A 24,881-nucleotide genomic window follows, 5' to 3' on the forward strand; every position below is an offset into this window, starting at 1 on the left:
TGAAGTAGCGGGCCGCTGGTGAGGCAGCCCGCGTTGATGGTTACTTGCTGCCCCAAGGCCGACGCGTCGTGCCGGCGGACGCAGCGGCAGGCTTGTTGTCGTTGCTGGCGGTGGTGCGGCGGTTGTCATTGGCTGCGGCGGGCTGTGGCGCAGGCTGGTTGGCGTCGATAGCCGGGGCTGGGACGTTTCCTTCGTCGGGAAAGTAATAACGCCGAATTTCTGCACGAGCTGGATATTGGCCGTCTTTGGACGGCTTCCCAAGTCCGACCTTGGCGGTAAACGCGAGGAAATGAAGCTGTTCAGAATCTTCTACGCTGTCGACGGACATTGCGCGGCAAAGGCTAGCGAATTGTCTTTGCGCGATCTCCTGGACCTGGGGATTGTTGTGTTCAATGTTGAATTGGGTGAACAACTTGCGCCCTTTGTAGGGTTCTGGCTCAATCACTGTCATCGTGGTTTTCAGGACAGTACCAGTGCCAGCTTTGTTGGGCGCTACATCGCTCGCCTCGATCTCAAAGGAGTAGATTCCATTCGGAAGCTCCTCGTAGTCGCGTTGTTCTGTATCGTGATCCTGCGCATTGAACTTAGTTCCAAGATTAGCCATTCGTGGTCTCCTGTGGTGTGGTGTTTTTCTTGTTGTCATTGGTTGCGATCAACAAGCTTGGTTGGAATGGAGCATCCAGTTTTGCCCCTTTGCGTATGTTTTCCTTCGCCCACATTGGGCGCAGGTTTTCTAGCGCCCAACATCTCTTGAAATCGATGTCGTCTACTGTCTCATAGTTGAATGCAGACCGAGGGATCATGTGATCTACGTGCCATCTACCGTAGTTCTCCCACGTCATGCCTGGCAGGAAACGATCTTCCAGGTGCTCCTTCAATTGACTTGACGTGTACCCCAGAATTTCAAATGTCTTTCTGCCTGCCTTAGAACCTTTTGACAGGCCGCGATGGACGCCGACCTTAATGCTGTTCTCAAGCCTTCCCCTCGGCGTTGCCATTTTCTTTTCGAACTGTTTTCGCCGTTTCTTCTTCACTCTATCAGCGTTTGCCGCCTCCCATTCCCTTCCATAGTTTGGGTTATCTTCTCGAAATCTCTTGTTGCGCTTAGCTACTTTATCTGGGTTTTCACGCTGATAAGCCGCCGCTCTAGCTCGATGTTTTTCAGGGTCTTTTGCATATATCTCAGCGTGGTAGTTTGGATTTTCTTCTAGCCTCCGGCGGTACCGATCTTTAATTTTTTCGGCATTATCCAGTCTATAAGCTGCGTCTAATTCGCTCTTGCAGGCCTTGCACAAGCTAGAAAGACCATCTTTTCGTCCAGCGTGCTTGCTGAAGTTTTCGATAGGAAATACACCTTTGCACTTAGTGCAGCACTTTGTAGACAATCGTCACGCCGCCTCCTCTTCATCAGGCTCTTCGGTAACCTGCGCTGTGACGACATCAGGCTGTGGAGGGAAGTACGCGTTCAGCGCCGCGAAGCCCTGACCTTGCTTGTATTCGAGTACAGCTTTCGGGATCTGATACCGATTGCCAGCGATGAAGCCGGGCCGCTCTTGTACAGCGATGTTCACTTCGCCGCCGCCCTGCCCCCGTTTCGCGGTTTTCTTGAAGCCCAGATCCTCTTTGGCGATCGACACTCGCTGATGAAGGAAGCCGATTAGATCGGAGGCATCGCAGATTGCGCTGCCCGAATCGTCGCGAAGGTTGAGCATGTATCGCGGGTAGCTGTCGGTGGTGACGCCGGGTACTGTCTTGGCCTTCACGTGCGAGATGAGTACGACGTAGTATCCGGCCTTTTTCAGCTTCAGTAGAAGCTTGATGAATTCAAGCCAGATGGCGTGGGCTGCTGCGTAGCCCTTTCCGAATCCTGGCTCCTCGATGTCGGCCCATCCATTGCGGGCGCAGGCCTCTGCATTGATGAAGACCTCCATACCGTCCAGTGCGTCAAGCACGAATGTTCGGCGGTCATGCTCGGCTTCGAGCATGAAGCTGATCTGGTCGACAACATCTTCGTAGCTTTCGGAAACGCCGAACGATTTCATTGGCGCGCCGGCGCTCTGTCTCTCGCCCTCGCCGGTGCGGCAGTAGTAAGGCGCCGGCCATTCAGACGCCAGTGTTGTCTTCCCGAGCTTCGCGCCGCCGTAAATCGTGGTGATCGGCGGATCGGTATCGGAAGTGTCTTTCAATTCATCCCACGAAATAGCCATAAGGCCTCCTCAATGTGGTGTGGTGAAAATGATGGCTGCGATGTAGGCGGCCGCTGCAATGATGATGAGCCACCGCCAATTGCTGATCACCGCGCGAACAGACGGCAAAGCAGCCACCAGAACGCGCCTAGAACGGCGAACGCGACCAAAGCGAACGGGAACAGAGCGATGACCCCGATCGTCGCTGCTGCGCTCACACCGGCCAAAGCGGCACGTTTTAGGCCACGGCGAACGTACTTGCGCGGCGTCGGCGTGACAGGGACGTGGTCGAGCGGTGGTGCGATGAGGGATTCTGTGTACCACGGCGATTTGGAGTTGGTCATGGCAAGAGGCCCGTAACGTAAAGAACGCCGATCGATGGAAAGATTGCCAGCCAAGCGGCGAAGAGGATCACCGCCGCGAATGTCTGAAAACCTTCGATGAAGTTGAGCCAGAAGGCTGGCCAGTTTGTTGCGGGGCGGGTCATTCGGCTGACCGATTCGCATCGAGCTTAAAGGTAATGGACAGCACAGCCGCCAAGGTGGCGTGGTCGACGCTCCCAAGGACCAAGAAGACAGCGGATGCAACCGAGCAAACGATCGCCATTATGCTGCTGAAATTTCTCATAATAGTCTCCTCAATGTGTGGTGAAGTGCGGCTGGTGGTGGCCAGCCGCTTTTGGGTGTTAGGCTGCGAAAGCGTAGACGATGCGACGTGCCTGGTCTGTGGTAATCCCTGCTTGCGTCTCCAACGACGAAATCGCGTCAATCTTCAGACCCAGCGCCGCGAGGTTCTGCCACTTGTGGTCATGGACCGGCTTTGGCTCGTGGTGCGTCGTGGTCAGCGTGAACACGCCGAACTGCTTGCCTTTGTACTTCGCTGCCAGACGCTTGGCTTCCGTCTCGGCTGCACAGGTGGAAGCGTGGACGCGTGGCGTCGACGATGGCTTGGGTTGGCCGTTTTCGATGAGGGCGACGATCGCAGCGACAACGACCAGCTCGATCTCGTGCTCATAGAAGTCTGGACCATTCGTTCGCCAGAACGCCTTGGATGGATCCATTTCTTTCAGGACAAACTCGTTGCCGACTTTGGCGCCGTGACCTGATCCACCGGAGACAAATCCCCCCTTCACCACACGCACCCGATCACCAGCCTTGAATTTCGGCGTGGTGTTATCGTTGCTGGCCTTAGCGGCTGGCTCGTCGATCCATTCGGCGATGATGTCGTTGTCTTTCAGGCTCAACTTATCGTCTCGGTTCGACGATCGGCCGTCATCCGACCAAACTGCGCTGGCATAGTTGCTTCTGTCACCGAACACTGCGCAGCCCCCAGTGAGGAAGGCAGGACCGACCTTTCGACCGTCGCGCGTCTTATAGAACTTGCCAGCCTCGATTTTTAGGGTGGCTGGCTGTGCTGTGGGAGCGGTGGTGAGGATGGGTTCGAGCTCATCCGCTCGCCAAACTAGACCACCTGCGTTATCTCCTCCCCAAGTCTGCAGACCGTTGCCAACCTTGTAGGCCTCGTGGGTCACAGTAAACTCACGACCAATGGAGTTGGACTTATGTGAGAGTTCGGCCCGCACAACTCGCACCCGCTCACCGACGCGCGGCTGCCAGAGTTCGAAGCGACCGGAGGAATGCGAGGCATACCGAGAGTCACCATCCTTATCTACAAAATTGACGCCAGAAGCAGCGTGCGGCTTCGCTCTGAATACGTCGCCAACTTTGTATCCGCCATCTGGGCACGTTTCTTTCATCCGAATATACTCACCCATCACGCCGCTCCTTCCGTGTTTGCCTCGGGCGTAATCACGCGCCGTTTTGTGAAATCGACTTGAATGACGTTGGTGTCGTCATCCTCTTTGGCCGGTGGTGTCGCTTCCTCATCGTGTTCGATCTCGAAGCCGTGCCACCAGATCGTCGTCGCGCCGTCAGCAAGGCGCACCTGGTACTCGCTGCCCCAGTTGCGATCGCCGATGACGACGCCAGTGAGATGAGGGTTTTGTCTGTTGCGGACTTCGTCGCCGAAGTTGAAGAATTCGCAGTCGCAGGTCATGCCGCCACCTCGCGCAACGCGTAATCATTGACAGCCTGGCCAGCCTGCAGGTCGGCATCGTTGTCATTCGCCACGGTAAGAACACGCGGCACAGAGACCGGCATAAGGCCGGAGAGCGTGGAGCATCCGCCGTTGTGCGGAGCCATGCGGGTCATGCGTTCAGGGTTGTTGTCATTGGCCGGGATTACGGCGCGTGGCTTTGCCAGTCCGAATGTGCGCCGCAAACGCTGGTAAGCGGCCATTGGCTTGACGTTGTATCTGGCGGCAATATCTGCGACGCTCTCACCGTTTTCACGGCGCGCGTGCATATCCGCCAGCATTGTGCTGGTGATAAGCGTCATGTCATCTCCTCTTGTGGTGGCTACCTTGTGGTTGACAAAGCAGCAGGACTGTGAAACTAAACCTTTTTTACAAATTTGTCAAGGTTTCGACCTGGGTGGATGCATGCCTGAAATCAAATCCCGCCTGCTACTCGCGCTGCTCAAAGAGCAAAAGCAAAGAGCTGTGAAGGATCGCGCCGTCTACGAAGAACTAGGCGTGCGCCAACAGACATACAGCAGCTGGAAGGCTGGGGTGGTCCCTCGCCCGATGCACTACCCTGCACTTGCCGCCTTCCTTGGCGCATCCGAGGACGATGTTGCGGACATGGCCCGCGAAGCCTCTGAGGCTGTGACCGGCACGATAACGACGATCACGAGCGCCAGAGTTTACGGCCGCATGTCCGACCGAAAGGAAGGCAAGTTCAAGTTTGACGCGTTCAACGACGGCCGCAAGCGCATTCCCGAAGGACGCTATGCTGTTGTCGTCGACACGAAGGCAATGGAGCCGGTCTTCCACGTTGGCGTGAAAGCGTGGCTCGACCCTGCTCGCTGGCCTGCCGTTGGTGACGACGTGCTGGCGCATTCGGGCGGTTTTGCCTGGATAGGGCGATTCGACGGTATGAACGGCGGCGCAGTTCAACTCAGTCGATACGACGGATCGCAGGTCGAAGTGAAAAACGTTGAAGCCGTTCATGTGATCGTCCTTTCCGAGCGGGTGGTTTCGTAAAAAAAGTCGGCGCAGAAGGTTGGTAACCCAAAACGCCTATTGACAATTCCTACAAATTTGTGTAGAAATTCGCTTGTCCGCTGTGGTGGCGGATATGGAACGCGTGCTTTGATCCCGCCTTACGGCGAAGGTCTCCTCGGCGCGGTAGTACGGAGAAAGGGCGGAGTTACGGGTGGTGCCGGCTCATTACGCCCTTTTTCGTTTTCTGCTTTACGCATAACAACGCCGGCAGAGCTTCATGCTCCACCGGCGCTAAGTTTTCGAAGTCATTGTTTGCGGTCTTTCTCATCTGCGTCTCCCCTTCTGGCACTTTTGGTTATTGTTATCGCCAGGTGGTTTGGTCTGGCATCTTAAGGCGGCCCGGTCATTGGCCGCCATCTTCTTCTACGTTCCGGCGCACGCGGCGCCCATCTTCTTCTCACGATCGTCGCTTGGGTCGTCGATCGTCTTCTGTCAAAATCCTCAGTCATGCTCATTTCCTTTCATTTGCAGTTTCGTCTTTGGGTCTTTCGCCCTGTCGGCTTCTGTTTGGCCGCTGTTGATTTTGGTTCTACCGTTTTACCGGTTTAGTGTCAACGCTAAAACGGTTTTATTTTTCATTTTTTTTCCGTTATAGCGGTGCGCATGGCAAAGTTGAGCGACATTATAAGGTCTAAGCGCAAGGAAATGGGCTTAACGCAGAAGGCGTTCGGCAACCTTTTCGGTGCGCAACAGACAACCGTCTCCGATTGGGAGAAGGGCAAAATATCTATGATGCGCAACTGGCAGAAGCTTGCCGTGGCTCTTGGTCTGGGCGAATCGGAGTTTCTCGACCTTATGGCTGAGGCAACGACCGAGTCGGAAAAGACCGAGCGCATGATTCCCGCGTTGCGCCAAGCAACTGCCCCTGTCATTAATACCGGTAGTATCATTGCCGCTCCTAAACCGCCGTCCGGGGAGCGTGACGTGCCTGTTCTAGGCAGGTCGAAGGGAGGGTCGGACGGTGAGTTCGAGTTTAACGGGCAGATCATGGGCTGGGAATGGAGGCCGCCTCACCTGGCGGGCGTCGCCGAGGCATATGCATCTTATGTAGACGGCGAGAGTATGTATCCGCGTTACAAGCCAGGCGAGACGGTATGGACAAATCCGCCGAAGCCTATCGCCCGCGGCGACGATGTTATCGTGCAGCTGGCGCCGACCGAAGAGGACGGCGTTCCTCGCGGCTTCATCAAGGAGTTTGTGCGGTGGGAGCCGAGCTATCTGGTCGTCTGCCAGTTCAATCCCCCGATGGAAATCAAGTACCCGCGCGACGACGTTGTCTCGATCCACAAAATCGACTACGCACAGAAATAACGGTTTACCGTTTTAACGGTTGACGGCGCACCGGTATCGTTCTATATCTCCTCTTGTCACCAGCAAACCAAGCTGGCCACCACAAGAGGAGATACACCATGTACAGACCGCGTCCCGAAGAATTCGACGATATCGCTGTAGCTGCCGCATACGGCGCTGTTGCCCAGTCCGACGAGCCCATGAAGCGCCCGGACCACAAGGCCAAGAAGCACGGCAAACCAAAGACGAAATATGAATACATGCGCCGCTTCCCCAAGAAGCCGCGCAACGGCGAGGAAGTCGGCGGTGGCCATTTCGTATTCCGCCGCGGCGACAGCACTGGACGCATTCGTCCATGCATGTGGCCCTTCGAGCATCCTTCCTATGATTCCGCGCTGACCGAAGCCGCACGCCTGCACAAGGAGTATGGCGGCAAGTTCGATGTGTTCGCTCGCGTTGGTGGCGTGGAGGATGGAGAATGAGCAGCGTCGACCTGAATATGGCTCAATGCCTGCGCGACGTAAGCCGGTTCGGCTACAACGAAATCCATAACGTCTGCACCGGCGCCGTCACTACGGTCCCTTGGGGGATACTGGAATGGTTCGGCGTGGCCATTCTGTTGTCGATACCAATCACGATCACGCTTTTCTATGTGTGGCTAAACTACCCTAAGTGGGCTTGGCAGCGCCGCATGAGGCTGGAGGGTCGCCTATGACCACCATCACCATCAAGCGCCCGACGACAACCGTGCAGCAGATCATTCTGGCCGAGGCCGGCGCTATGATGAAGGACGTTGTCGGTTTTCTGGCAATCGCGACCTTCGTTGTTGCTGTGCTGATTTGGGTGTCGTGAGGGCGATTGAAGATGAGCGAACTGCGTAAGGTCTTTACAGACCCGAATTTCAGGCCAGTAAAGCAGCCATTGACCGAAACGTTCTGCGCCCTTTGCGAAAAGGACCTCAAGGACGGAAAGCCGAGGCGGTACATTTGCTACGAATTCGAAACGATGTCAGCGATCCATCCTGATGACTGGGAAAAGGCGCTTTATTCAGAGCCAGCCAATTTTTATTTCAAGGTTTTGCCAGTCGGCATGGATTGCGCAAGGCGCATCGGCCTCGAATTCACCAGTGCCACCCCCACCAAGTAACCACTACAGACAAGGGATAGGGAAATGCGAAACACATCGTACATCATTGGCTCAGCAGCCGCAGCCGCAGCGATGCTTCTCGCATCGTCCATGACGCCACTCACCCGAATGGTTCCGCCGCCCGAGCCTAAAACAACTCGGCGCTTCAAAGAGCCGGTCAACAGCGGCCCGGTCATTGACACCACGCCGGAGGGTAAACGCGCTAAGCGCCGTCGACTAACTCGTGAATTTGGTCGCGCCAAGCGCCTTTCATCCACACACTAACCACCGGCACCACCCACCACACCACAAGGAGACCGACATGAGAAGATTTCACGTTCTGTCCGCAGAGCAGTTCATCGCGCAAGGCACCAGCCCCGGCGCCATCCTTTCCATCGCGTCCACGCAGAAAGACCGAGCGCTACGCAGCCAGCTTGAAGACACGGCGCGCATCGTTGCGCTCGATACTGGCCTTCCGCTGCAAATCCCCGGCGCGGCGAGCGACAATCGTGTGCGTCGGCTGGCGCGTAATGGGGGGGCGGCGTGATGGGTGCTGCAAAAAAGTGGCCCGGTACTGAAGCCGAGACTAAATTCGCAGAGCACCTTGTTCGTGAATATGGAGCGCACTTTGTAACTGTTGTTCGATTCGGTGTCGGCGAGCTTCTTGGCGTTCGCGTGCCTGGCGGGACGTTCATCGTGAGCGAGCTTATGGATGCGGCCGCAAAGTGTGAGCCGTCCGACGGCAGGCCATGCAACATGGACGTCTTCGCTGCTGCGCTTCAGGACGATTGCGACGATCCATTCGACCGATGGGAAGCTATCGTTGAATGGCTGCACGGCGACTGGAGTGCGGCGCTTTCGTATCTTGAAGAGGGCACCATAGCCCGAATCGCGCCAGGATTTGATTGCAGCGTTGGAGGTGAAGCATGACAACCGACGCCATCCAGCCAGTTGCATGGCGTGTGTCCATGGGCACGACGGCAGACCACAACTATTGGCACTACTTCAGCAAGAAGCCGAAGGCCATCGATGATGGAGAAATCTGGGAGCCGCTTTATTCGGCTTCCACCCTCGAAAGCTTGCAGCGCGAGAACGAGGAATTGCGCAAGCGCGGCGACGGAGCGGCAAATATGGCAAGGCAGATGGCGTCAGATTGCAGCAACGCCCAAAAGAGCCTAGCTGAGTTGCGATCGGCTATTGGCCCAATAAATGCACTGCTGGCCCACCTTCTATCAATGAGCGTCTATCATATCTCCAATCCCCCTACTCCCGACTGGGAGTTTGTTCAGGTGTGCAACGGAGACCTGAGAAAGATGATCGAGCTTTCTGATGCCGCAGAGTACGCCCTCGCCAGCACAGGAGGCGAACACCATGCAGAGTGAAGTGCTTGCACGACTGAAAGCCATTATCGCAGATGCTGAGGCAGATATGGCGGAACATTTTTCAGACGCCAAAGAAACTGGCGAGCGCGCTGACTTGGCTGACGCCGAAGTTTGTTTGCTCGTAGATGATGCCAAGGCGATTGTAGCCGCCCTGTCCGCTGCGGAGCCTGTCGGCTGGCTACCTAAGCGAAAATGGGAGCAAATGACAGCCGCCGAACCTTGGCTGACCAATGTAATATACTCGGAAGATCAGTCAGAATTCTTCCCTTGCATCCCCATCTACGCCGCCCCTCACGCTCCACCCGCAGCCGTGAAAGCTTTGGAGTGGATCGTTGCGCATCCGGCAGAGAGTAATGCTGTGGTTTGGGATGTCGCAAAGAACGCCCTCTCCGCACAGGTGCTCGACGTGGCGGGGTGGCAGCTTGTGCCGAAAGAGCCGACGCAAGAGATGCTCGATGCATGCGGCCCTAAGCCCAAACATTGGGACGCTACGCCTAGTTCTAGGCGAGTGCGTGAAAGCGCGGATCGTATGCGGCGCGAAGATTATAAGACGATGCTTTCCGCAGCACCCGCAAAGCAGGAGGGGAAGTCTTGAGTGATCTGACCAAAGAGGAGTACTGCCGTCGATTTGTCGACTACATGACGCGGGAGGCTGGCTTTAGAACATTCGATAACGGCCATTCAGTCCGCTCCTACGCTGAAAACGCGGCTCCTGACTACTGGCAGAATTGCTTAGATAATTCTCCAGAAGAAGCCGCGGAGGCCGATATGGATTGCTGGGAGGAAAGCGAATGAGCGATATGCCCGACGATATCATGAAGGCAGCAGGAGCGGCCATACATGCACCAAATGCTGACATTCATGGGAATACGCTAAGGTACTTCTTGGATGAGCGATATGTCGACATGGCCACGATTGTCATTGCCCGAGCCATTCTTTCCGAGCGCGAACGTTCCAGCCAACTCCTATCCGAAGCAGAGAACCGCGAGAGGGAGGCTAGGGAGACGGCGCTGGAGGATGCTGCGGCCATTGCCGACAAAGAGGCAGCTTGGCGCGAAAGGCTATTCAAGGCCAACAAGCATACCGACAACGCCGCCAAATCAGCTCAGTCTCGGGTAATTGCAGATGCCATCCGCGCACTGAAATCGGAGGCCAACCATGTCACCAACCAATGACAACTCCCCTCGTCTCATCGGCAGAAGAGAAGCGGCTGCATACCTCGGCATAGGGCAGTCAACATTCTCTCTGTGGGTGTCGACCCATAAGATGCCTGCGGCGATCGCCGGCACGCGTAAGTGGGACAAGAGAGCGATTGACGCTAAGCTAGACGAGATAAGCGGTCTGCACGCAGCAAACGACAATGCAGAGGACGAATTCGAACGATGGGAGCGGGAACAGAATGCGCGAAAAGCTCAAAGGTCTAGCTAGGGTCAAAAAGCGACTCGCGAGCGGCAAGACCATCACATACTGCTACGCATGGCGCGGCGGCCCGCTTTTGAAGGACAAGGCGGGTCGTCCGCTGCAACCAGGCGATCCGTTGCTCATGCGGGCATTCGTGGAGGCTACGAAGGATCGCTTCGTCGACCAGACCGACAACATGCATCGGCTGATCACTGAATACAAATCATCCACAGATTTCACCGGCCTCTCTCCGAAGTCGCAGAAAGAATACAGCCGATATATAGACAAGGTTCGCGACGAGTTCGGCACGATGAGCTTGGTGGCTATTCAGGACAAGCGCGCCCGAGGCAAATTCAAGGAGTGGCGCGACGGAATGGCTGATAAGCCTCGTACCGCCGATTTCGCGTGGATGGTTCTTGCCCGTATCCTGTCGGTGGCAAAGGATCGTGGCCGGATCTCCATAAATCAGGCAGAGCGCGGCGGGCGCATCTACAGCGTCGATCGCAACGAAAACATCTGGACCGACGACACCTTGGCGAGCTTGTTCGCCGTTGCGTCCAAGGAAATCAAAGCTGCAGTCATCATGGCACTTTGGACCGGCCAGCGAAAAGGCGACATTCTCAAAGCGCCGTGGAGCGACTACGACGGCTCACACATAAAAGTGAAGCAGGGAAAGACAGGCGCACGCGTCAAAATACCTGCAGGAGTAGAGCTGCGCGAGCTGCTGGATGGCATGCCGAGGATATCCCCGACCATCCTCACCAATAAGCGAGACAAGCGACCCTGGACGTCCGACGGGTTCAACACCAGCTGGACTAAAGCAAAGATCAAGGCAGGTATCACTGATCTGACATTTCACGACCTGCGCGGCACAGCGGTTACGCGCCTAGCTATCGCAGGATGTTCGGTGGCGCAGATCGCTTCGATTACTGGGCACAGCCTAAAGGACGTCGAAGGCATTCTTGATGCCCACTATCTCGGAGGCAAAGCAGCGCTTGCCGAGGAGGCGATCAAGAAGCTAGAGGAGTATCAGGAGAAGATGAAATGAACCACGACGAAGAGATTTCTGCGGCAGGAGCGCTCGGTGAGCTGCTAACCTCCGCTATGCATCATGCCCATGAGACATCGAGATCCTACTTTTATTCTTGGGAGCGTGACGCTTGGCGGTGGCTGATTCGCTACTTGGAGCGGAACCCCGACGGGCCGACTGGCAACGATTGGGTGAAGACCTTCATCGCCTCCAACCGCGAGCAAATCCAAGCTGAAACGGGAAACATAAACTTTCAGCTTGCTGTCGAGCCCCAGCCAAATAAGAAGCCCGCTTGATGCGGGCTTTTTCTTTTCCAAGTTGCACAACGTGAATGCATCAAGAACAGATTTTGCAAACTGCCAGCAAAAACTGCAAACTGCGATATGCCAATTTGTCGCTAACTGCTTGAAAAGATTGGCGACCCCTGCAGGACTCGAACCTGCGACCTACTGCTTAGAAGGCAGTTGCTCTATCCAGTTGAGCTAAGGGGCCGAAACGCCGATTGAGTTCGGCGTCAAATAATCTTTAGTGCGTCCAGGGCTGCGTGCGGGTGAAGCGGAAGTTGTCCGTGTAGGACACGACCTTACGCGTCGCTTCCTTCGGCTGGATAACACGATATTCAATACCTTTACGCTGAGCGTAAGCTTCCGCCTGCTCCTGCGTTTCGAACGTCAGCTTGACCTGCTGGTTCATGTCAGACGTGGAGGTGTACCCCATGATCGGATCGATCTTGCGCGGAACCTCAGCGTCGAATTCCAGAACCCAGATATTCGTCTTCGCCTTGCCGGACTGCATGGCTGTTTTTGCAGGGCGATAGATCTTCGCAGACATTTCGAAACGACTCCGGTGAGACGACGGGCTTTTACCCTTGAACGACTATTGGCGTACAGGAACGACGTAACCAAATCGTGTCATGTACGATAAATCTGGAATGGACCGACTCCATGTGAGAGTCAAGCCGCCAGCGGCCATTCGATTCTGTTGGATGGCCCGCATTTGCACGATGGTTTCTGCTGACAATGAAACAATGTGGAAAAAGTCGATTTTTGTTGTTGCGGTATCGAGATGAACCGTGTATCTCCCCACCCATCGCTTCGGCGGAGTGTAGCGCAGTCTGGTAGCGCATCTGGTTTGGGACCAGAGGGTCGGGAGTTCGAATCTCTCCACTCCGACCATCAACATCTTGTTGATGTGATTGGCTTTTCCCAAAAATTCAAAAATTAGACTTGATGGCTCTTCACAAGAGCGATGTGGGAAATGCGTGCCGGTTTCACGGCTGCAGCAGTCGGCAGCACAGGCCGGTATCGTCACCTACCCTTCCGCGATCAGCAGGATCGACGCAGAGCAAAATCTCCACCTGAATTGCCGTAACGTCATGCGCCACGGCAATTCAAACAATGCTGGCAGGCAAAGCGTTTCGGGCAGGTTCACTGCCCGACAAATGTAAAGTAGCCGTAAGTAGCGGCGAAGAAGAGAACGATAGCAGCAATCGTCAGCGCCTTTTTGGCATTCGGCCCAAGCGGCTTGCGCGGCTGTTTCGGTGGCTTCGGCTTGCGGAACTGCACCACGTTGTCGTTCATTGTTTCATGTCCTGCGTATCATTTTTCAGAGGTCACCAGTCAAACCGGCTAAGGAAGTAAGCTCGTATGTCTGGCATGTTTCATTTTATCTATAAGCATCGACGACTGTAAGAAATATTACCAAGTTTTCACTTCCCCCTTTCGTCAAGCTGTGCCACTCCCCACAATCAGAGGAATAGAAACAGCAATATCCGAGACAGAAAGACGGCTGGAAACAATCCACCGTGGTATTTCGGGTTTTCCAGGTGATGAAAATGAGCGAAGCAGACGGTAACGGCTCGAACCCGAACAACAACCAGCCCGATTTGCGAGAGATTCTCGGCTCTGCACGGTCGGGCAAGAAAAAATCGCGCCGCTCGATCTACATCGTCGCCGGTCTTTTGCTGGTGGGTGCCGCAGGCGCCTATTATTATCGTTCCGCGACCGCTGGAGTTGCCTATAGCTACACGACAGAGGCTGCCAGACGCGGCGATCTTGCGGTAATCGTCACCTCCACCGGCTCCGTTCAGCCGACGGATCAGGTGGATATATCGAGCGAACTGTCAGGCACCGTGCGCAAGGTCAATGTCACCTATAACTCGCCCGTCAAGGCCGGCGACATCCTGGCCGAACTCGATACGAACAAACTTGAAGCCGACGTGCAGAGCGCCCGTGCCAAGCTTGCCTCCGCCAAGGCAAACGTGCTGAAGGCGCGCGCCGATCTCGGCTCCGCCAAGACATCGCTCGAACGGTTGAAATCTCTGGTGCAGAACCGGGTTTCCAGCCAGCAGGATCTCGATGCAGCCCAGTTCAGCCACGATGCGGCAGCCGCCACGCTCGAGGTCAACGAGGCGACCGTGCTTTCCGCCGAGGCGGATCTGAGACTGGCTGAAGTCAATCTCGGCAAGGCCAAGATCGTTTCGCCGATCGATGGCGTGATCCTGACGCGTGATGTCGATCCGGGTGCTACCGTCGCCTCCTCCCTCAACGCGCCCGTTCTGTTCACCATTGCCGGCGATCTGCGCCATATGGAATTGCAGGTATCCGTCGATGAGGCTGATGTCGGCAAGGTCGAGGCAAGACAGAAGGCCACATTCAATGTGGATGCCTATCCCGACCGCAGCTTCCCGGCAGAAATCGAAACCGTGCGTTTTGCCTCTGAAACGGTCACCAATGTCGTGACCTACAAGGGCATTCTGACGGTCGACAATGAGGAACTTCTGCTTCGCCCGGGTATGACGGCGACCGCAAACATCGTCGTTGAGGACGTGAAGGATGTGTTGCTGGTGCCGAACTCGGCGCTTCGCTATACCCCGCCGCGCGAATCCGCCTCCCGTGGCGGCGGCCTGATGAGCCTATTCCGCCCGCCCCGCATGGGTCGTCCGCAAAACCGCGGCGCCAGCGAGGCCGCGGCTGGAAAACGTACGGTCTGGGTGCTGCGCAACAACAACCCGGAATCGGTATCGATTGAAACCGGCTCGACCGATGGCCAGCACACTGTGGTAAAATCCGGCGAACTGAAGGCCGATGACCTGGTGATTACGGACGCATCTGCACGCAACAGCGGCTGACAGAGGAAAACGTCATGCAACAACCGCCGCTCATCGAATTCCGTGATGTCGTCAAGCAATACGGCCGTGGCGAAGCGACGATCCGCGCACTGGATGGCGTAAGCCTGTCGATCCACCAGCATGAATTCGTCGCGATCATGGGGCCGTCCGGTTCAGGTAAATCGACATCCATGAACATCATCGGCTGTCTCGATACACCTACGGCGGGCGAATATCTGTTTCAGGGTGTGCCAACCAGCGGCTTTGACAACGAACATCTGACGCTGCTGCGCCGCCATATGCTTGGTTTCGTCTTTCAGGGTTTCAACCTTCTGGCCCGCACTTCGGCGGTGGAAAATGTCGAACTGCCCCTCGTCTATCGTGGCATGAAGGCAGCCGAACGGCGTGAACGCGCCATGGAAGCGCTGGCACAGGTAGGGCTGAAAGGCCGTGAGGATCACACCACCCAGGAGCTTTCCGGTGGCCAGCAGCAGCGCGTGGCAATTGCCCGCGCCATCGTTACCCGCCCAGCTCTTCTTCTGGCCGACGAGCCGACCGGCAATCTCGACACAAAGACCAGCAACGAGATCATGGAACTGATCACCTCGCTCAACCGCGACAAAGGTATCACGGTGGTGATGGTGACGCATGAAGAAGACATTGCTGCCCACGCCAAGCGGCTATTGCGCTTCGTTGATGGCCATCTTGCCTCCGACAGCGCCGTGACGGAAAAGGAGACCACAGATGTTTCTTGAAACGTCCAGACTTGCGTTGCGCGCCATCAACCGCAACCTGCTGCGCTCTTTCCTGACCGTTCTTGGCGTCGTCATTGGCGTTGCCGCCGTTATCGCCATGGTGACGATCGGCAATGGCACGACGGCACAGGTAAAATCTGAACTGTCGCGCCTCGGCACCAACATGCTGTTCGTCCGCCCAGGCCAGTTTGGCCCCGGCCGCGCCAGCACCGAAGCCAAGCGCTTCGATGATCGCGATGTGGAAGCCATCAGAAACCAGATCAGTGGCGTGCGCGCCGTCGCGCCGCAAAACCGCAGCTCTGCGGCAACGGTCATTTTCGGCGGCAAGAACCACCAGACAAGCGTGATCGGCACGACAAACGATTACCTGATTGCTCAGGACTGGACGATTGCACGCGGGCGTGATTTCCAGCCGGCGGAAGATCGTGGCGGCCAGATCGGCTGCATCATCGGCGAAACAGTGCGACAGGAATTGTTCGGTGCGGAAAATCCCGTTGGCCAGACCATCCGGGTCAGCAACATTTCCTGCCCGGTCATCGGCCTTCTGGCGCGAAAAGGCCAATCCGGCCTGGGCGACGATCAGGATGACACCATCATCATGCCGCTCAAGATCCATCAGCGGCGCATCGGCGGCACGACAACCATTTCCTCGATCATGGTCTCGGCGCAGGACGGCGTTTCGACATCCAAGGTCCAGGCGGACCTGGAGCGCCTGCTGCGCGAACGTCGCCGCATCGGCATTGGCCGCGAAGACGACTTCTCCGTAAACGACATGACGCAGATCGCCTCTGCCATGACCGGAACGACAACGCTGCTGACAGGTCTTCTCGGCGCCGTCGCCGCCGTCAGTCTTCTGGTCGGTGGCATCGGCATCATGAACATCATGCTGGTGTCGGTCACGGAAAGAACCCGCGAAATCGGCATCCGGCTGGCGATTGGTGCGCTGGAAAAGCAGGTCCTCACGCAGTTTCTGGTAGAAGCCGTGATGCTGTCGGCCTTCGGTGGCATTGTCGGCATCTTGACCGGCCTTGGCCTTGCCTACGCCGTCGTCACCTTCCTCAACGTCCCCTTCGTCACCAGCCCGTCGATCATTGTCCTGGCTTTCGCCTTTTCGGCGGCGATCGGCGTGATTTTCGGCTATTTCCCGGCACGACGCGCCGCAAGCCTGAGCCCGATCGAAGCCTTGCGGCACGAATGAACCTGGCATTTGATGCGGTGTCTGTTTTGGAAAGGGACGCGTATTTCCGCATTCCGACCTTGCCCTCGCCTCTCGCGATCGAGGACTTGATAGAACTCTGATCAAGCCAGGAACGACAATGTGCGGTTTAAGCAGCGCTGCAGCCTGAATCAAAAAGCGCCGTCAGAGCGGCGCTTTTTTTAAACACAATGGCTGAAACGATCAGACGCTTGCAGCAGCCTCGCGCTGTTTTGCCAGAGCTGCCAGATCGGCAGGCTTCAATTCGACCGATTCACCGCAGCCGCAGGCCGAGGTCTGATTGGGGTTGTTGAAGGTGAAGCCGGAGCGCATTTTCGTGATTTCGAAATCCATCTGCGTTCCCAGAAGATAAAGCACGGCTGATGGCTGTATCCAGACTCTGGCGCCATCGAATTCGATCAGATCGTCCTTCGCATCCGGCTCGGTCACGAGGTCGATGGTATATTCCATACCGGCGCAACCACCCTTTTTGATGCCGACGCGCACGCCTTTGGCGTCTGGACCGGAATTTTCGGTGATTGCTTTGACACGCGAGGCGGCAGCCTGCGTCATGGTCATAACTGCAAAGCCCATGGGCTCATTCTCCTTCAACAATCGAGTTCAAGGCTCGATGCTCGATGGATTCGAATTTAATCGTAGCTGAAGGCATCATCAAGGGACGATGCCTGTCAAAATTGGCAAGCGGCTCAATACCAGCCGACAGCGACCTGCGCTTCTTCCGACATGCGGTCGGGTGTCCACGGCGGATCAAAGGTCATTTCAACCGAAACGCCCGACACGCCTTCAACGGCGCCGACCGCATTTTCCACCCAACCGGGCATTTCGCCGGCGACCGGACAACCAGGCGCCGTCAGCGTCATGACGATCTTCACCATCCGGTCGTCTTCAATGTCGATCTTGTAAACAAGGCCGAGTTCGAAGATATCAGCCGGAATTTCCGGATCGTACACGGTTTTGAGCGCCGCAATCACGTCGTCGCTGAGGCGCGCCAACTCGTCTGGCGGAATGGTCGAGACCTTTTCCGCAACTTCAGGCGCATCCAGTTTTTTTTCAGTGGCTTCGGCAGTCATGATCCTGATCCTCGATCCTGATCTCAGGCAAAAAATTTGCGTGCATATTCGAGAGCATCCGCCAAAGCGTCCACCTCTGCGCGCGTGTTGTAAAGTCCGAACGACGCCCGGCATGTGGAGGTCACACCGAAGCGTTTCAAGAGCGGCATGGCGCAATGTGTGCCAGCACGTACTGCAACACCACGACGGTCGATCACCATCGACACGTCATGGGCGTGGATTCCTTCGAGTTCGAAGGAGAAGATACCGCCCTTGCCCGGCGCATTGCCGATGATCCGCAGCGAATTGATCGACTGCAGCCGTTCAGTGGCATAGGCGGCCAGATCGGCCTCATGCGCGGCAATCGCAGCGCGACCGATACCATCCATGTAATCCAGCGCGTAACCAAGGCCGATCGCCTGGACGATCGGTGGCGTACCCGCTTCGAAACGGTGCGGCGGATCGTTATAGGTGATCGTGTCCTCGGACACGTCGAGGATCATTTCCCCACCACCCTGGAACGGCCGCATCTCCTTCAGGCGGTCGGCCTTGCCGTAAAGCACGCCGATGCCCGATGGGCCGTAAAGCTTGTGGCCGGTCATCACATACCAGTCGCAATCGATATCGCGCACATCGACAGGCATATGCACAGCGCCCTGGCTGCCATCAACCAGAACCGGAATGCCACGCTCATGCGCAATGCGGCAGATTTCCTTCACCGGAACGACCGTGCCGAGCGCATTCGACATGTGGGTGATGGCAACAAGCTTGGTGCGCTCAGTCAGGCTCTTTTCAAAAGCCTCGATATGAAATGCACCATCGTCGTCCACCGGCACCCAGACCAGCTTGGCGCCCTGCCGTTCGCGAATGAAATGCCACGGCACGATGTTGGAGTGATGCTCCATGATCGAGATGACGATCTCGTCGCCCTCGCCGATCTTCGGCATGCCGTAACCGTAGGCAACCGTATTGATCGCCTCGGTCGAGGATTTGGTGAACACGATCTCGTCCACCGAACCGGCATTCAGGAAACGTCGCACCTTTTCGCGCGACGCCTCATAAGCATCGGTTGCCGCATTGGAAAGAAAATGCAGGCCGCGGTGGACGTTCGCGTACTCGTTTGCATAGGCATGCGAAACGGCATCGATGACCACCTGCGGCTTTTGTGCGGACGCGCCGTTGTCCAGATAGACCAGCGGCTTGCCATAGACCTCGCGCGAAAGGATCGGAAAATCCTTCCGCACGGCTTCAACGTCATAAGGGGCCGCTACGACGGCGCGTTCGCTATCAGGCATGATGTTCCAGCCAGCCGGAAATGATCTCTTCCAGCGCCTCTACCAGATTTTCTTCTTCCAGTTCCTCGACGATCTCGGCCACGAAAGCGTTGACGAGCATTGCCCGTGCCTTCGCCTTCGGCACGCCACGCGCCATCAGGTAATAGAGGTGGTTGTCGCTGATGTCGGCAACCGTCGCACCGTGGCCGCACTGAACGTCGTCCGCGAAGATTTCAAGTTCCGGCTTGGCCGAGAACTCGCCATCGTCAGACATCAGCAGCGTGTTGCACGACATCTTGGCATCGGTCTTCTGGGCATCGGGCGCAACCCGGATCATGCCCTGGAAGATGCCCTTCGCCCGGTCGAAGACGACGTTGCGGAAGATTTCCGTCGAGGTCGTGTTCGGCACGTTGTGGCCGAGAACCATGGTCACATCGGTGTGCGTTTCGCCGCCCAGCAGGTTGACACCACGAACGGTGAGATCCGTGCCCTCGCCTTCAACATCGATGCGCAGTTCCTGGCGTACCAGTTTGCCGCCGGCATTGATGATGAAGAGGCGAAGCTTGGCTTCGGCACCCAGCTTGATGCGGAGCTGGCCAAGATGGATATCGGCTGCACCCTGCTGCTGCAGAATGATCCAGGTTGCTTCCGCACCATCGTCGACAACGATGTCGCTGACGGACGAAACGAAAGCCGCACCATCAGTCACCGACAGGTGACGTTCGATGATCGTTGCCTTGGAACCCTTACCGAAACGGACCGGGAAACGGCTGTGCACCTGGCCAGCGCCGTGAACGGCCTGCAATTCGATCGGCTTTTCGATGTCGGCTTCCGCCGGAATATCGAGCGTCAGACCGTCGCGGACGAAGCTGCCGTTGATACGGCCGATTGCGTCATCCTTGCTGGCTTCGGCAAGACCGGCCGCAGCCGAACCGTCCAGCAGGTTGTTGGCAAAGCTCGAAACCGTCACGCCCTCGATCTTGCCGAGCGCCGATGCGCCATGCAGCACATAGGCAACGGAAGAGCCGGCAACGGCAGGAGACTGCTTTTCGATCACGGGTGCCGGCGCATCCTCGGGGATAGCGCGCAGCAGGCTTTTCAGATCGGTATAGTGCCATGCCTCGATACGACGGGTCGGAAGACCACCGGTCTTCAGATCGTCAAACAGCACGTCACGGGCGGCAACCACCGCACCATCGCCCGGCAATTCGCTGAACTTGGCGGTATAGGCATCGACCAGCGCGCTTTCAGCGGGTGTCAGCCGGTTGGTAGCTTGAATGTTCATGGACATCACCTCCTGGCCTCTTGATTAGGCCGCTTCACCGATGATGTCGGCGTAACCGTTGTTTTCCAGCTCGAGCGCCAGTTCCTTGTCGCCAGACCGGATGATCTTGCCCTTGTAGAGAACATGAACGCTGTCCGGAACGATGTAGTCGAGCAGGCGCTGGTAGTGGGTGATGACGATGGTTGCGCGGTCCGGAGACTTCAGCGCGTTAACGCCATCGGCAACGATCTTCAGCGCGTCGATGTCGAGACCGCTATCGGTTTCGTCGAGAACGCAAAGCTTCGGCTCCAGAAGCGCCATCTGCAGGATTTCGGCGCGCTTCTTTTCACCGCCAGAGAAGCCGACGTTGAGCGGACGCTTCAGCATGTCCATGTCGATCTTCAGATCGCCGGCAGCTTCCTTCACCTTCTTGATGAAGTCAGGCGTCGTCAGTTCGGCTTCGCCGCGTGCCTTGCGCTGCTCATTCATGGCAACCTTGAGGAACTGCATGGTGGCAACGCCGGGGATTTCGACCGGGTACTGGAAGGCCAGGAAGATACCCTTGGCAGCGCGCTCTGCAGCGTCCAGTTCGAGAATGCTTTCGCCGTTATACAGGATGTCACCGGACGTGACTTCATAGTCTTCGCGGCCCGACAGGATGTAGGAGAGCGTCGACTTGCCCGAACCGTTCGGGCCCATGATGGCGGCAACTTCGCCAGCGGCAACCTTCAGGTTCAGACCCTTGATGATCTCGGTTTCGGTGTCGGCGATCTTTGCGTGCAGGTCGATGATTTCAAGCATGGTTTTTTCCTAGAATAGTGTGATCGATTGGTGCGCGAAAACCGCGCACTCAGGGTCGTGTCCGTCTGAAGATCAGCCTACCGAGCCTTCGAGCGAGATGCCGATCAGCTTCTGCGCTTCAACGGCGAATTCCATCGGCAGCTCCTGAATGACTTCCTTGACGAAGCCGTTGACGATCAGGGCGATCGCTGCTTCCTCAGGAATACCGCGCTGCAGGCAGTAAAAGAGCTGGTCCTCGGAAATCTTCGAGGTGGTCGCTTCGTGCTCGAAATGCGCAGAAGAGTTCTTCGCCTCGATGTAGGGCACGGTGTGGGCGCCACACTTGTCGCCGATCAGCAAGCTGTCGCACTGCGTGAAGTTACGCGTGTTGGTCGCCTTGCGGTGCGCCGAAACCTGACCGCGATAGACGTTTTCCGAGAAACCGGCAGCAATACCCTTGGCGATGATGCGGCTCGACGTGTTCTTGCCGAGGTGGATCATCTTGGTGCCGCTGTCGATCTGCTGATGACCGTTGGAAACGGCGATCGAGTAGAACTCGCCACGGCTGTCGTCGCCGCGCAGGATGCAGGACGGGTACTTCCAGGTGATGGCAGAACCGGTTTCAACCTGTGTCCAGGAAATCTTCGAACGGTTGCCGCGGCAATCGCCACGCTTGGTCACGAAGTTATAGATGCCGCCCTTGCCTTCCTTGTCGCCCGGATACCAGTTCTGGACGGTGGAGTACTTGATTTCGGCATCATCGAGCGCCACGAGTTCGACCACGGCGGCGTGAAGCTGGTTCTCGTCGCGCTGCGGTGCGGTGCAGCCTTCCAGATAGGAAACGTAGGCGCCTTCTTCACAGATGATGAGCGTGCGCTCGAACTGACCGGTGTTCTTCTCGTTGATACGGAAGTACGTGGAAAGCTCCATCGGGCAGCGAACGCCCTTCGGCACGAATACGAAGGAACCGTCGGTGAAGACCGCCGAGTTCAGCGTCGCATAGAAGTTGTCCGTCGTCGGAACGACCGAGCCGAGATACTTCTTCACCAGCTCCGGATATTCGCGGATCGCTTCGGAGATCGACATGAAGATCACGCCGGCCTTCGCCAGTTCCGCCTTGAAGGTGGTCACAACCGACACGCTGTCGAACACGGCATCAACCGCGACCGGGCGCTTTTCAACGCCGGCGAGGATTTCCTGTTCCTTCAGCGGAATGCCGAGCTTTTCGTAGACCTTCAGCAGCTCCGGATCGACTTCATCCAGCGACTTCGGGCCGGGAGCGGACTTCGGGGCGGCATAATAATAGAGATCGTCGAAATCGATCTTCGGATAGCTGACGCGAGCCCATGTCGGCTCTTCCATTGTCAGCCAGCGCTTGTACGCCTCAAGGCGCCATTCCAGCATCCATTCCGGCTCCTGCTTTTTCGCAGAAATGAACCGGATTACCTCTTCTGAAAGGCCTTTCGGGGCCTTGTCGACTTCGATCTGAGTTTCGAAGCCGTATTTATACTGGTCCACATCGATCTGGCGGACCTGATCGATCGTTTCCTGAACCGCAGCCATGTCGTTCTCCAATCTCGCCGGAGCAAAGGTCCGGTGGCTTGTCAACGTATCAAGGCGGAAAGCCGCCTTCATCCATCTTCGGGCAAATTATTCCGGGCCATGCAGGCGGACGGAACTCTTCACCCATGTAGGTGCGGGATGGCGTTTTTCACACATCCCGGCAAGCGGAAATTTGATATTCCGCAATTCTTTACCGCGCTTTCACGCCGCCTGTCCGGCCGGCTTGCGCCGCCCGGCTATTTTTCCGAACGCCGCAAGCGTGCGCTCGATATCGTTTTGCGTCGTCGCATGGCCGAGCGAAATTCTCAGCGCGCCGAGCTTGGGGTCATGCCCCATCGCCGTCAGGACATGGCTTTCGCCAACTTTTCCGGACGAGCAGGCCGATCCGGCCGAAAGGGCGATACCTTCAATGTCGAAGGCGATCTGCCCCGTTTCCGCTTTCAGTCCCGGAAGCGTGAAAAAGGTGGTATTGCAAACCCGCGCCCCACTCTCGCCGTGGATCACCACGTCGGCGGCAGCAACGCGCATACCGGACTCAAGCGCCGTCCGCAGATCGGATAGACGCAGCGTTTCCGCTTCCAGATTTTTGACCGCATCGGCAGCAGCCGCACCGAACCCAAGAATCGACAGCGTATTTTCAGTGCCTGAACGATGACCTTTTTCCTGCCCGCCGCCATGGATCAGTGGCCGAGGCATCATCACTTCACCGCGCGACACCAGGGCACCTGCCCCCTTCGGCCCGCCAAGCTTGTGGGACGAGAGAATGAGGAAGTCCGCATCCAGTGCTGCAATATCAAGCGGCATGCGCCCTGCGGCCTGAACCGCATCGACAACCATCAACCCGCCCGCGGCATGCACAAGCCTTGCAGCCTCAACAACGGGCTGAACGATGCCGGTCTCGTTGTTCACCAGCATGCAGGCAACCATCGGCAGGCCGGACGACGCATCATGTCCGGGCAACAGGGTCTCAAGCGCGGCAAGGTCGAGAACACCGGATGCCGTAACGGGAACTTCCGTAACGTTATCCTTGCTGAACCGGCCGCCTTCACGAACCGCAGGGTGTTCGATGGCGGAAACATAGAGGTGGCCCATCCGCAATGGAGCGCGACCCATCTTGAAATCCGGTGTCAAAACCAGATTGGCCGCTTCGGTCGCACCGCTGGTAAACGTCACATTCGGCGCTTGCGCGCCAGCAAGGGCGGCAACCTCGCGGCGAGCAGCCTCAACGGCCGCGCGCGCAGCGCGCCCTTCCCTGTGAACAGACGAAGGATTACCAGACATATCAAGAGCTTCGACAAGCACGTCCCGCACGGCAGGCCGCAACGGCGCCGTGGCGTTCCAGTCCATATATGTGCGAGTCAAAACCGTCATGACGGAACAGCTTCCGCTAATCTTCCATGCGCCGAAACGCATTTTCCTTGAAATTTCAGTTGTGCTTGCCTTATGACACGAGCCGAGTGCTTTAGCACACACAAAGTTTCGAATTGTTCTAAACTGCGTTCTAGAAAAGCTGACAGACTTCGTCAAGTCTTATCGCCAGAAGATCGCCGCCAGGAACAAAAAAACACGACCGGAGTACCAATGCCCGAAGTCATCTTTAACGGCCCGGCGGGTCGCCTCGAAGGCCGTTATCAGCCCTCCAAGGAAAAGAGCGCACCGATCGCGATCATTCTGCACCCGCACCCACAGTTCGGCGGCACGATGAACAACCAGATCGTCTACCAGCTCTTCTATCTTTTCCAGAAGCGCGGCTTCACGACGCTCCGTTTCAACTTCCGCTCCATCGGCCGCAGCCAGGGCGAGTTCGACCATGGCGCCGGTGAACTGTCCGACGCGGCATCCGCGCTCGACTGGGTGCAGAGCCTGCATCCGGACAGCAAGAGCTGTTGGGTCGCCGGTTACTCCTTCGGCGCGTGGATCGGCATGCAGCTTCTGATGCGCCGTCCGGAAATCGAAGGTTTCATGTCGATTGCACCGCAGCCGAACACCTACGACTTCTCGTTCCTCGCCCCCTGCCCGTCGTCCGGCCTCATCATCAACGGTGATTCCGACAAGGTCGCACCGGAGAAGGACGTCAATGGTCTGGTTGAAAAGCTGAAGACCCAGAAGGGTATTCTGATCACGCACCGGACCGTTCCCGGCGCCAACCACTTCTTCAATGGCAAGGTGGATGAGCTGATGGGCGAGTGCGAGGATTACCTCGACCGTCGCTTGAACGGCGAACTGGTGCCGGAACCGGCTGCCAAGCGTATCCGCTGATAATAAACCAGTTACACTCAAAACCGCCGGTCATCCCGGCGGTTTTTGTTTGGGCTGATCTGGCCGGGCCGCCGC

The 24,881-nt window shown here is 57.0% G+C and carries 34 protein-coding genes and 2 tRNA genes; 19 read left to right on the forward strand and 17 right to left on the reverse strand.

Features of this window, described 5'->3' with window-relative positions; genetic code table 11:
- Positions 1-40: 40 nt before the first annotated feature.
- From FY156_09400 to FY156_09435, 8 genes are all read right to left on the reverse strand, one after another.
- Entirely contained in the window at positions 41-604 is a 564-nt protein-coding gene (locus FY156_09400; protein ID UXS01666.1) for a DUF669 domain-containing protein, read from the reverse strand.
- Positions 597-1,295 carry a hypothetical protein gene (locus FY156_09405; GenBank protein ID UXS01667.1) on the reverse strand — a complete coding sequence of 233 codons (699 nt, stop codon included), beginning with the start codon at positions 1,293-1,295 and terminating at the stop codon, positions 597-599. The genes FY156_09400 and FY156_09405 overlap by 8 nt, the downstream gene beginning before the upstream one ends.
- A gap of 93 nt (positions 1,296-1,388) precedes the next feature.
- Positions 1,389-2,207 carry an AAA family ATPase gene (locus FY156_09410; protein UXS01668.1) on the reverse strand — a complete coding sequence of 273 codons (819 nt, stop codon included), beginning with the start codon at positions 2,205-2,207 and terminating at the stop codon, positions 1,389-1,391.
- A gap of 86 nt (positions 2,208-2,293) precedes the next feature.
- Entirely contained in the window at positions 2,294-2,530 is a 237-nt protein-coding gene (locus FY156_09415) for a hypothetical protein (protein UXS01669.1), read from the reverse strand.
- Positions 2,527-2,673 carry a hypothetical protein gene (locus FY156_09420; protein ID UXS01670.1) on the reverse strand — a complete coding sequence of 49 codons (147 nt, stop codon included), beginning with the start codon at positions 2,671-2,673 and terminating at the stop codon, positions 2,527-2,529. The genes FY156_09415 and FY156_09420 overlap by 4 nt, the downstream gene beginning before the upstream one ends.
- A 198-nt stretch (positions 2,674-2,871) precedes the next feature.
- Positions 2,872-3,960 carry a hypothetical protein gene (locus tag FY156_09425; GenBank protein ID UXR99981.1) on the reverse strand — a complete coding sequence of 363 codons (1,089 nt, stop codon included), beginning with the start codon at positions 3,958-3,960 and terminating at the stop codon, positions 2,872-2,874.
- Positions 3,960-4,241 carry a hypothetical protein gene (locus FY156_09430; protein UXS01671.1) on the reverse strand — a complete coding sequence of 94 codons (282 nt, stop codon included), beginning with the start codon at positions 4,239-4,241 and terminating at the stop codon, positions 3,960-3,962. Before FY156_09430 ends, FY156_09425 begins: the two co-directional genes overlap by 1 nt.
- Positions 4,238-4,582: a hypothetical protein gene (locus FY156_09435; protein ID UXS01672.1), complete on the reverse strand. Its 345-nt coding sequence runs from the start codon at positions 4,580-4,582 to the stop codon at positions 4,238-4,240. The genes FY156_09430 and FY156_09435 overlap by 4 nt, the downstream gene beginning before the upstream one ends.
- A 103-nt stretch (positions 4,583-4,685) precedes the next feature.
- Between FY156_09435 and FY156_09440 the strand changes: the two genes are divergently transcribed.
- The 14 genes from FY156_09440 to FY156_09505 all read left to right on the forward strand — a co-directional run bounded on the left by FY156_09440 (position 4,686) and on the right by FY156_09505 (position 11,833).
- Positions 4,686-5,288, forward strand: a complete 603-nt coding sequence (locus FY156_09440) for a hypothetical protein (GenBank protein UXS01673.1) — start codon at positions 4,686-4,688, stop codon at positions 5,286-5,288.
- 624 nt (positions 5,289-5,912) lie between these two features.
- A complete protein-coding gene (locus tag FY156_09445) occupies positions 5,913-6,620 on the forward strand; it encodes a helix-turn-helix transcriptional regulator (GenBank protein ID UXS01674.1) in 708 nt (235 codons plus the stop codon).
- A gap of 98 nt (positions 6,621-6,718) precedes the next feature.
- Positions 6,719-7,081, forward strand: a complete 363-nt coding sequence (locus FY156_09450; GenBank protein UXS01675.1) for a hypothetical protein — start codon at positions 6,719-6,721, stop codon at positions 7,079-7,081.
- Positions 7,078-7,314: a hypothetical protein gene (locus FY156_09455; GenBank protein ID UXS01676.1), complete on the forward strand. Its 237-nt coding sequence runs from the start codon at positions 7,078-7,080 to the stop codon at positions 7,312-7,314. The genes FY156_09450 and FY156_09455 overlap by 4 nt, the downstream gene beginning before the upstream one ends.
- A 149-nt stretch (positions 7,315-7,463) precedes the next feature.
- Positions 7,464-7,745 (forward strand): hypothetical protein, encoded by a 282-nt coding sequence (locus tag FY156_09460; GenBank protein ID UXS01677.1) that lies wholly within the window; start codon positions 7,464-7,466, stop codon positions 7,743-7,745.
- Between the two features lie 24 nt (positions 7,746-7,769).
- On the forward strand, positions 7,770-8,009 hold the full coding sequence (locus FY156_09465; GenBank protein ID UXS01678.1) for a hypothetical protein: 240 nt from the start codon (positions 7,770-7,772) through the stop codon (positions 8,007-8,009).
- Between the two features lie 37 nt (positions 8,010-8,046).
- Positions 8,047-8,271, forward strand: a complete 225-nt coding sequence (locus tag FY156_09470; GenBank protein ID UXS01679.1) for a hypothetical protein — start codon at positions 8,047-8,049, stop codon at positions 8,269-8,271.
- On the forward strand, positions 8,271-8,654 hold the full coding sequence (locus FY156_09475) for a hypothetical protein (GenBank protein UXS01680.1): 384 nt from the start codon (positions 8,271-8,273) through the stop codon (positions 8,652-8,654). Before FY156_09470 ends, FY156_09475 begins: the two co-directional genes overlap by 1 nt.
- Positions 8,651-9,106, forward strand: a complete 456-nt coding sequence (locus tag FY156_09480; GenBank protein UXS01681.1) for a hypothetical protein — start codon at positions 8,651-8,653, stop codon at positions 9,104-9,106. The genes FY156_09475 and FY156_09480 overlap by 4 nt, the downstream gene beginning before the upstream one ends.
- Positions 9,096-9,701 (forward strand): hypothetical protein, encoded by a 606-nt coding sequence (locus FY156_09485; GenBank protein UXS01682.1) that lies wholly within the window; start codon positions 9,096-9,098, stop codon positions 9,699-9,701. Before FY156_09480 ends, FY156_09485 begins: the two co-directional genes overlap by 11 nt.
- A complete protein-coding gene (locus FY156_09490) occupies positions 9,698-9,901 on the forward strand; it encodes a hypothetical protein (protein ID UXS01683.1) in 204 nt (67 codons plus the stop codon). The genes FY156_09485 and FY156_09490 overlap by 4 nt, the downstream gene beginning before the upstream one ends.
- Positions 9,898-10,281, forward strand: coding sequence for a hypothetical protein (locus FY156_09495; protein UXS01684.1), 384 nt, complete (start codon positions 9,898-9,900; stop codon positions 10,279-10,281). Before FY156_09490 ends, FY156_09495 begins: the two co-directional genes overlap by 4 nt.
- Before the next feature lie 224 nt (positions 10,282-10,505).
- Positions 10,506-11,555 (forward strand): tyrosine-type recombinase/integrase, encoded by a 1,050-nt coding sequence (locus FY156_09500; GenBank protein UXS01685.1) that lies wholly within the window; start codon positions 10,506-10,508, stop codon positions 11,553-11,555.
- Positions 11,552-11,833 (forward strand): hypothetical protein, encoded by a 282-nt coding sequence (locus tag FY156_09505; protein ID UXS01686.1) that lies wholly within the window; start codon positions 11,552-11,554, stop codon positions 11,831-11,833. Before FY156_09500 ends, FY156_09505 begins: the two co-directional genes overlap by 4 nt.
- Positions 11,834-11,952: 119 nt before the next feature.
- On the opposite strand, the gene FY156_09510 is transcribed toward FY156_09505, so the two are convergent.
- Both FY156_09510 and FY156_09515 read right to left on the reverse strand, forming a co-directional pair.
- Positions 11,953-12,029: transfer RNA gene (locus FY156_09510), tRNA-Arg, on the reverse strand.
- Between the two features lie 33 nt (positions 12,030-12,062).
- A complete protein-coding gene (locus tag FY156_09515) occupies positions 12,063-12,368 on the reverse strand; it encodes an ETC complex I subunit (protein ID UXS01687.1) in 306 nt (101 codons plus the stop codon).
- 267 nt (positions 12,369-12,635) lie between these two features.
- Between FY156_09515 and FY156_09520 the strand changes: the two genes are divergently transcribed.
- The 4 genes from FY156_09520 to FY156_09535 all read left to right on the forward strand — a co-directional run bounded on the left by FY156_09520 (position 12,636) and on the right by FY156_09535 (position 16,599).
- A tRNA-Pro gene (locus FY156_09520) sits at positions 12,636-12,712 on the forward strand.
- Positions 12,713-13,371: 659 nt separating this feature from the next.
- On the forward strand, positions 13,372-14,667 hold the full coding sequence (locus FY156_09525) for an efflux RND transporter periplasmic adaptor subunit (protein UXS01688.1): 1,296 nt from the start codon (positions 13,372-13,374) through the stop codon (positions 14,665-14,667).
- A gap of 14 nt (positions 14,668-14,681) precedes the next feature.
- On the forward strand, positions 14,682-15,401 hold the full coding sequence (locus tag FY156_09530) for an ABC transporter ATP-binding protein (GenBank protein ID UXS01689.1): 720 nt from the start codon (positions 14,682-14,684) through the stop codon (positions 15,399-15,401).
- A complete protein-coding gene (locus FY156_09535; GenBank protein UXS01690.1) occupies positions 15,391-16,599 on the forward strand; it encodes an FtsX-like permease family protein in 1,209 nt (402 codons plus the stop codon). The genes FY156_09530 and FY156_09535 overlap by 11 nt, the downstream gene beginning before the upstream one ends.
- Before the next feature lie 201 nt (positions 16,600-16,800).
- Here FY156_09535 and sufA read toward each other — a convergent pair whose 3' ends face one another.
- From sufA to FY156_09570, 7 genes are all read right to left on the reverse strand, one after another.
- Positions 16,801-17,190: a Fe-S cluster assembly scaffold SufA gene (gene sufA / locus FY156_09540; protein ID UXS01691.1), complete on the reverse strand. Its 390-nt coding sequence runs from the start codon at positions 17,188-17,190 to the stop codon at positions 16,801-16,803.
- Between the two features lie 113 nt (positions 17,191-17,303).
- Positions 17,304-17,687: an SUF system Fe-S cluster assembly protein gene (locus FY156_09545; GenBank protein ID UXS01692.1), complete on the reverse strand. Its 384-nt coding sequence runs from the start codon at positions 17,685-17,687 to the stop codon at positions 17,304-17,306.
- Positions 17,688-17,710: 23 nt separating this feature from the next.
- Positions 17,711-18,961 carry a cysteine desulfurase gene (locus FY156_09550; protein ID UXS01693.1) on the reverse strand — a complete coding sequence of 417 codons (1,251 nt, stop codon included), beginning with the start codon at positions 18,959-18,961 and terminating at the stop codon, positions 17,711-17,713.
- Positions 18,954-20,225 carry a Fe-S cluster assembly protein SufD gene (sufD, locus tag FY156_09555; GenBank protein ID UXS01694.1) on the reverse strand — a complete coding sequence of 424 codons (1,272 nt, stop codon included), beginning with the start codon at positions 20,223-20,225 and terminating at the stop codon, positions 18,954-18,956. The genes FY156_09550 and sufD overlap by 8 nt, the downstream gene beginning before the upstream one ends.
- A gap of 24 nt (positions 20,226-20,249) precedes the next feature.
- The gene (sufC, locus tag FY156_09560; GenBank protein ID UXS01695.1) at positions 20,250-21,005 is read right to left on the reverse strand and encodes a Fe-S cluster assembly ATPase SufC; all 756 of its coding nucleotides are present in this window, start codon (positions 21,003-21,005) and stop codon (positions 20,250-20,252) included.
- A gap of 72 nt (positions 21,006-21,077) precedes the next feature.
- Positions 21,078-22,547: a Fe-S cluster assembly protein SufB gene (gene sufB / locus FY156_09565; protein UXS01696.1), complete on the reverse strand. Its 1,470-nt coding sequence runs from the start codon at positions 22,545-22,547 to the stop codon at positions 21,078-21,080.
- A gap of 201 nt (positions 22,548-22,748) precedes the next feature.
- Positions 22,749-23,918 (reverse strand): cysteine desulfurase, encoded by a 1,170-nt coding sequence (locus tag FY156_09570; GenBank protein UXS01697.1) that lies wholly within the window; start codon positions 23,916-23,918, stop codon positions 22,749-22,751.
- Between the two features lie 210 nt (positions 23,919-24,128).
- Here FY156_09570 and FY156_09575 point away from each other — a divergent pair, with 210 nt between their 5' ends.
- A complete protein-coding gene (locus tag FY156_09575) occupies positions 24,129-24,806 on the forward strand; it encodes an alpha/beta hydrolase (protein UXS01698.1) in 678 nt (225 codons plus the stop codon).
- Positions 24,807-24,881 lie beyond the last annotated feature (75 nt).

The organism is Agrobacterium tumefaciens (assembly GCA_025559845.1).
Classification (GTDB): domain Bacteria; phylum Pseudomonadota; class Alphaproteobacteria; order Rhizobiales; family Rhizobiaceae; genus Agrobacterium.

What these genes read in the sequence shown, in the direction of transcription:
- FY156_09400 (UXS01666.1), bottom strand. Translation starts at nt 604, where the DNA reads ATGGCTAATCTTGGAACTAAGTTCAATGCGCAGGATCACGATACAGAA.
- FY156_09410 (UXS01668.1), bottom strand. Translation starts at nt 2,207, where the DNA reads ATGGCTATTTCGTGGGATGAATTGAAAGACACTTCCGATACCGATCCG.
- FY156_09415 (UXS01669.1), bottom strand. Translation starts at nt 2,530, where the DNA reads ATGACCAACTCCAAATCGCCGTGGTACACAGAATCCCTCATCGCACCA.
- FY156_09420 (UXS01670.1), bottom strand. Translation starts at nt 2,673, where the DNA reads ATGACCCGCCCCGCAACAAACTGGCCAGCCTTCTGGCTCAACTTCATC.
- FY156_09425 (UXR99981.1), bottom strand. Translation starts at nt 3,960, where the DNA reads ATGGGTGAGTATATTCGGATGAAAGAAACGTGCCCAGATGGCGGATAC.
- FY156_09430 (UXS01671.1), bottom strand. Translation starts at nt 4,241, where the DNA reads ATGACCTGCGACTGCGAATTCTTCAACTTCGGCGACGAAGTCCGCAAC.
- FY156_09435 (UXS01672.1), bottom strand. Translation starts at nt 4,582, where the DNA reads ATGACGCTTATCACCAGCACAATGCTGGCGGATATGCACGCGCGCCGT.
- FY156_09440 (UXS01673.1), top strand. Translation starts at nt 4,686, where the DNA reads ATGCCTGAAATCAAATCCCGCCTGCTACTCGCGCTGCTCAAAGAGCAA.
- FY156_09445 (UXS01674.1), top strand. Translation starts at nt 5,913, where the DNA reads ATGGCAAAGTTGAGCGACATTATAAGGTCTAAGCGCAAGGAAATGGGC.
- FY156_09450 (UXS01675.1), top strand. Translation starts at nt 6,719, where the DNA reads ATGTACAGACCGCGTCCCGAAGAATTCGACGATATCGCTGTAGCTGCC.
- FY156_09455 (UXS01676.1), top strand. Translation starts at nt 7,078, where the DNA reads ATGAGCAGCGTCGACCTGAATATGGCTCAATGCCTGCGCGACGTAAGC.
- FY156_09460 (UXS01677.1), top strand. Translation starts at nt 7,464, where the DNA reads ATGAGCGAACTGCGTAAGGTCTTTACAGACCCGAATTTCAGGCCAGTA.
- FY156_09465 (UXS01678.1), top strand. Translation starts at nt 7,770, where the DNA reads ATGCGAAACACATCGTACATCATTGGCTCAGCAGCCGCAGCCGCAGCG.
- FY156_09470 (UXS01679.1), top strand. Translation starts at nt 8,047, where the DNA reads ATGAGAAGATTTCACGTTCTGTCCGCAGAGCAGTTCATCGCGCAAGGC.
- FY156_09475 (UXS01680.1), top strand. Translation starts at nt 8,271, where the DNA reads ATGGGTGCTGCAAAAAAGTGGCCCGGTACTGAAGCCGAGACTAAATTC.
- FY156_09480 (UXS01681.1), top strand. Translation starts at nt 8,651, where the DNA reads ATGACAACCGACGCCATCCAGCCAGTTGCATGGCGTGTGTCCATGGGC.
- FY156_09485 (UXS01682.1), top strand. Translation starts at nt 9,096, where the DNA reads ATGCAGAGTGAAGTGCTTGCACGACTGAAAGCCATTATCGCAGATGCT.
- FY156_09495 (UXS01684.1), top strand. Translation starts at nt 9,898, where the DNA reads ATGAGCGATATGCCCGACGATATCATGAAGGCAGCAGGAGCGGCCATA.
- FY156_09500 (UXS01685.1), top strand. Translation starts at nt 10,506, where the DNA reads ATGCGCGAAAAGCTCAAAGGTCTAGCTAGGGTCAAAAAGCGACTCGCG.
- FY156_09505 (UXS01686.1), top strand. Translation starts at nt 11,552, where the DNA reads ATGAACCACGACGAAGAGATTTCTGCGGCAGGAGCGCTCGGTGAGCTG.
- FY156_09515 (UXS01687.1), bottom strand. Translation starts at nt 12,368, where the DNA reads ATGTCTGCGAAGATCTATCGCCCTGCAAAAACAGCCATGCAGTCCGGC.
- FY156_09525 (UXS01688.1), top strand. Translation starts at nt 13,372, where the DNA reads ATGAGCGAAGCAGACGGTAACGGCTCGAACCCGAACAACAACCAGCCC.
- FY156_09530 (UXS01689.1), top strand. Translation starts at nt 14,682, where the DNA reads ATGCAACAACCGCCGCTCATCGAATTCCGTGATGTCGTCAAGCAATAC.
- FY156_09535 (UXS01690.1), top strand. Translation starts at nt 15,391, where the DNA reads ATGTTTCTTGAAACGTCCAGACTTGCGTTGCGCGCCATCAACCGCAAC.
- sufA (UXS01691.1), bottom strand. Translation starts at nt 17,190, where the DNA reads ATGGGCTTTGCAGTTATGACCATGACGCAGGCTGCCGCCTCGCGTGTC.
- FY156_09545 (UXS01692.1), bottom strand. Translation starts at nt 17,687, where the DNA reads ATGACTGCCGAAGCCACTGAAAAAAAACTGGATGCGCCTGAAGTTGCG.
- FY156_09550 (UXS01693.1), bottom strand. Translation starts at nt 18,961, where the DNA reads ATGCCTGATAGCGAACGCGCCGTCGTAGCGGCCCCTTATGACGTTGAA.
- sufD (UXS01694.1), bottom strand. Translation starts at nt 20,225, where the DNA reads ATGAACATTCAAGCTACCAACCGGCTGACACCCGCTGAAAGCGCGCTG.
- sufC (UXS01695.1), bottom strand. Translation starts at nt 21,005, where the DNA reads ATGCTTGAAATCATCGACCTGCACGCAAAGATCGCCGACACCGAAACC.
- sufB (UXS01696.1), bottom strand. Translation starts at nt 22,547, where the DNA reads ATGGCTGCGGTTCAGGAAACGATCGATCAGGTCCGCCAGATCGATGTG.
- FY156_09570 (UXS01697.1), bottom strand. Translation starts at nt 23,918, where the DNA reads ATGACGGTTTTGACTCGCACATATATGGACTGGAACGCCACGGCGCCG.
- FY156_09575 (UXS01698.1), top strand. Translation starts at nt 24,129, where the DNA reads ATGCCCGAAGTCATCTTTAACGGCCCGGCGGGTCGCCTCGAAGGCCGT.